Origin of the sequence: Amycolatopsis kentuckyensis (assembly GCF_041679295.1) — a bacterium.
Classification (GTDB): domain Bacteria; phylum Actinomycetota; class Actinomycetes; order Mycobacteriales; family Pseudonocardiaceae; genus Amycolatopsis; species Amycolatopsis kentuckyensis_A.
On sequence record NZ_JBGDMD010000004.1, the window covers coordinates 594,357 to 598,360 of the forward strand.

Consider the following 4,004-nt stretch of genomic DNA (forward strand, 5'->3'; position numbering starts at 1 on the left):
CCCCGACCAGCTTGGGAGTGAGAACGCCATGGAGTACACCGATCCGCCGGACCCGCGCACGCACCTGACCTCGGAGACCACGCGGCACGTGCTGGGCCTGCAGCACCGCATGCTGGCCGAGGCACGCGCGTTCCTCGCCGCCCGCGGCTTCACCGAGCTGCTGCCGCCGGTGATCGGCCCGGTCACCGACCCGGGCGGCCGCGGCGCGAAGCAGGTCGACGTCGACTTCTACGGTCACCGGTACAAGCTGATGACCAGCGCGATCCTGTACAAGCAGGCGTCGCTGCTGGGCTTCTCGAAGATCTTCTACGTCGCGCCGAACGTGCGGCTGGAACCCTTGGAGACGGCGAACACCAGCCGGCACCTGGCCGAGTTCCACCAGCTCGACGTCGAGGTCGCCGGCGCGTCCCGCGACGACGTGCTCGACCTGCTGCAGGACCTGGTCGCGCACGTGGTCCGCCGGGTCGTCGAGGACGCGGGCGACGTGCTGGAGGCGCTCGGGCGCGACTCGGGCGCGTTCGCCGACCTGCTCGGCGGCGCGTTCGGCCGGCTGTCGCACGCGACCGCCGTCGAGACGCTGCGCGAGCTCGGGCACCCGCAGAGCGAAGACGCCGAGATCGACTGGGCGGGCGAAGCGATCCTGTCGGAGAAGCACGCGCGGCCGTTCTTCCTGGTCGACTACCCGAAGGGCTCGCGCGGGTTCTACGACCGGGAAAGCACTTCGGTCGCGGGCGTCCTGCGCAACTTCGACCTGATCGCGCCCGAGGGCTATGGCGAGCTGTGTTCCGGCAGCGAACGGGAGCACGACTACGGCCGGATCGTCACGCGGATGCGCGAGACGGGGGAGAACCCGGCGAAGTACGCGTGGTACCTGGACCTGGTCCGCACGGGCATTCCCGCGAGCGCCGGGTTCGGGCTGGGCGTGCAGCGGTTCACCCGGTACGTGGCCGGGCTGGACGCGGTGTGGCAGGCGACGGCGTTCCCGAAGCTGCCGGGGGTGGTCTCGCCGTGACCGCGCTGCACGCTTCCGGTTTTCCTGTCGACGAGGTTCGGGCGCGGGCCCGGCACGGCGCTTCGGCGGTGTTCCCTCTTGCCTCTTCTTACGGAACTTCGTTGTTCGGCGCTGCTGCTTCTTCGCCGGGCGATGCCTTGGAGTCGGCGCGGCTGGTGCCGCCGGTGTTCGTGCCGCGGCGGCTGGAGAAGCTGATCGAGCTGGGCCGGGAACCGTTGTACGGCGACGTCGCGCTGTCGACGTCGATCGGCGGGTTCGCGTCCGCGTTGCCGCTGTACCTGTCGGCGTTCGGCTCGACGCAGGTGGCGGGCCGCGGGCTGGGCGCGGCGGCGTCGGCGCAGGCGGCGCGGCTCGGGATCCCGATGGTGATCGGCGAGAACGTCGTCCCGATGCACGGCCACGGCCGCGTGGACGGCGCGTCGGCCGGGACGCTCCTGGAGCGGCTGCGGGCGTACGCGGACGCGGTCCCGGACGGGCTCGGCGGCGTCGTCGTCCAGCAGAGCACGGAGGACGCGGACGCCGAGGTGTGGAACCTGGTGTATTCGGACCCGTCGGCGCTGCCGCTGCTCGAGTCCGGCCGGCTGGCGTTCGAGCTGAAGGTCGGCCAGGGCGCGAAGCCGGGGCTCGGCGGGATGACGCTGGTTTCTGCTGCTGACGCTGCTTCGCTGGCTTCGCAGTACGCGGTCGATCTGTCGCTGGGCTCGCAGGTTCTGCGGAGCAGTTCGCCGGGGACGTTCACCGACGAGATCCTCCGGCAGCAGATCCGCTTGATGCGCAACAACTTCCCGCGGGCGGGGGTGTGGGTGAAGCTCCCGCCCGGGCGCGACATCGGTGCGGCGGCTTCGGTGGCTTGGGCGGCTGGAGCGTCCGCGGTCACGGTGGACGGTGCCGAAGGTGGTTCCGGCTGGGCGCCGGTGTCGTTCGCTTCGGTGGGACTGCCGTTGGCGGAGTGCTTGTCCCGCATCGGAACACCGGCCGGCTGCCTGCTGGCATCGGGCCGGATGTGGGAGGGGACGCGGGTGGCGAAGGTGCTGGCACTGGGAGCGCGCGCGGCGGGTTTGGGCCGCGCGGCGCTGCTGGCGGTGGACACGGATCCGTCGGACGGGTTGGTCCGGTTCGTGGAGGCGCTGGCGCTGGAGCTGCGGTTGCTGCTGAGCGCGCTGGGCCAGTACCGAGCGGACGCCTTGACCCCGGACGACGTGTGGTTCCCGGGCCAGGCGGAGCGGGTGGCGGAAGAGGTGCTGTCATGACGCGCGCCTTTGCGGGTCCGGGTGTCTTGAATGAGTCATTCAGGACGTCTGGGGACCTGAATGAGTCATTCAAGACGTTCGGCCGGCCGGTGGGCGGGGGTGCGTCGTGACCGCCGTCGAGGAGCCGCGCGCCGCTGCCGGGCGGGACACTGCGGTCGGGTCTGGCACCGCGGCGGTCGAGCCGGCGAATCCGGATGTCGTGAATGAGTCATTCAGGACGTCTGGAGACCTGAATGACTCATTCAAGACGTTTGGCCTGCCAACGCGCGAGCCCACCGCGGCGGCCGAGTCGAGCACCGCCGCGGTCGAGTCGAGCCCGGCGAGCAAAGCTTTGCCCGCGCCCTTCCTCGGCCTGGTCCTCGCCATGGGCCTGTCCTCCTTCGGCGACGCGGTCTGGCTGATCGCCCTCTCCGTCACCCTGGTCGGCACCGCGGGCCCGGCCCTCGCCGGCCTCGTCCTCGCCCTCGGCTCGCTCCCGAAAGTCCTCACCCTCCTCGTCGGCGGCGCCGTCGCCGACCGGACCGGGCCCAGGCGCGTCCTGATCACCACCGACCTCATCCGCGCCGGGGCCATGCTCGCCGGAGCCGCCGGTGTCCTCCTCGTCGGTCCCCGACTCCCGCTGCTCACCGCCCTCATCGTCGTCATGGCCGTCGCCAGTGCCTTCTTCATCCCGGCCTCCGACGCCCTGCGGCCGAACCTCCTCCCACCCGAACACCTCGTGCGCGGCAACGCCGTCTACCTCGCCGCCGTGCGGGGTGGGCAAGCCGCCGGGGGTGCGCTCGGCTCGTGGCTGGCCGGGCTCGGGGGGCTCGTCACCGTCGCCGTCGTCAACGGGGTCAGCTTCGCGGTCTCCGCCCTCGCCGCCGGCAACACCAAGACCCTGACCAGCAACGAACCCCGGCAGCGCGTCAAGATCAAGCAACTCGGCACGGAAATAGCGGAAGGCGCACGGTACGTCGCGACCCGGCCCGCGCTCAGGACCGCCATGATCGTCACCGGCCTGCTCGAACTCAGCGGCGCCGGCCCGGTCAACCTGGGTCTCGTCCTGCTGGGCGGACAAGCCGGCGCCGGCTGGCTGCTCACCGCCATGACGCTCGGCGCGTCCCTCGCCTTCGTCGTCTCGGTCAAGTGGCCGCCGCGCGAAAAGGCCGGGCGGCTCGCGACGGCCGGACTCGCCGCGCAGGTCGGCTGCCTCGCCCTGCTCGCCACCGCGAACGTCGCCGTCGGCATCGCTGCCTTCTTCACCCTCGGCCTCGTCGCCGGCCTCACCGCACTCGTGCTCGTGTCCCTCGCCCAGCGGTGGTCGACGAAAGAGATGCGCGGCCGCGTGATGTCGATCCTCGCGCTGTTCACCCTCGCCGCCACCCCGATCGGGAACCTGCTGATCGGCGTGCTCGTCGAGACGCTCGGCGTCCCGCTCACCATGCTCGCCCACGCCGCGGTCGCGCTCGTCGCGCTCGCCCTGCTCGTCGCCACCCCGGCACTCGGCCGGGCCGCACTCACAGAGGAGAAGCAATCATGACGAACCCCTTCGAAGACGAGAACGGCACCTTCCTGGTCCTGGTCAACGCCGAGAACCAGCACTCGCTCTGGCCGTCCACCGTGGACGTTCCGGCCGGCTGGACGAAGGTCCACGGCGAGGACACCCGCGCCGCCTGCCTCGAGTACGTCGAGCAGCACTGGACCGACCTGCGCCCGGCGAGCCTCATCGCCGCGATGCGCTGACCCTTCCCCCGCCGGCA

At 71.6% G+C, this 4,004-nt stretch carries 4 protein-coding genes; all 4 read left to right on the forward strand.

The genetic code is table 11. From position 1 onward, the window contains the following. The first annotated feature begins 28 nt into the window (after positions 1 to 28). The 4 genes from ACERZO_RS19345 to ACERZO_RS19360 all read left to right on the forward strand — a co-directional run bounded on the left by ACERZO_RS19345 (position 29) and on the right by ACERZO_RS19360 (position 3,987). The gene (locus tag ACERZO_RS19345) at positions 29 to 1,012 is read left to right on the forward strand and encodes an asparagine synthetase A (RefSeq protein WP_372666083.1); all 984 of its coding nucleotides are present in this window, start codon (positions 29 to 31) and stop codon (positions 1,010 to 1,012) included. A gap of 101 nt (positions 1,013 to 1,113) precedes the next feature. Beyond that, the gene (locus tag ACERZO_RS19350; protein ID WP_372666084.1) at positions 1,114 to 2,262 is read left to right on the forward strand and encodes a glutamate synthase-related protein; all 1,149 of its coding nucleotides are present in this window, start codon (positions 1,114 to 1,116) and stop codon (positions 2,260 to 2,262) included. Positions 2,263 to 2,593: 331 nt separating this feature from the next. Then, positions 2,594 to 3,784: an MFS transporter gene (locus ACERZO_RS19355; protein ID WP_372666085.1), complete on the forward strand. Its 1,191-nt coding sequence runs from the start codon at positions 2,594 to 2,596 to the stop codon at positions 3,782 to 3,784. Continuing rightward, positions 3,781 to 3,987 carry an MbtH family protein gene (locus ACERZO_RS19360; RefSeq protein WP_372666086.1) on the forward strand — a complete coding sequence of 69 codons (207 nt, stop codon included), beginning with the start codon at positions 3,781 to 3,783 and terminating at the stop codon, positions 3,985 to 3,987. Before ACERZO_RS19355 ends, ACERZO_RS19360 begins: the two co-directional genes overlap by 4 nt. Positions 3,988 to 4,004 lie beyond the last annotated feature (17 nt).

What these genes read in the sequence shown, in the direction of transcription:
- ACERZO_RS19345 (WP_372666083.1), top strand. Translation starts at nt 29, where the DNA reads ATGGAGTACACCGATCCGCCGGACCCGCGCACGCACCTGACCTCGGAG.
- ACERZO_RS19360 (WP_372666086.1), top strand. Translation starts at nt 3,781, where the DNA reads ATGACGAACCCCTTCGAAGACGAGAACGGCACCTTCCTGGTCCTGGTC.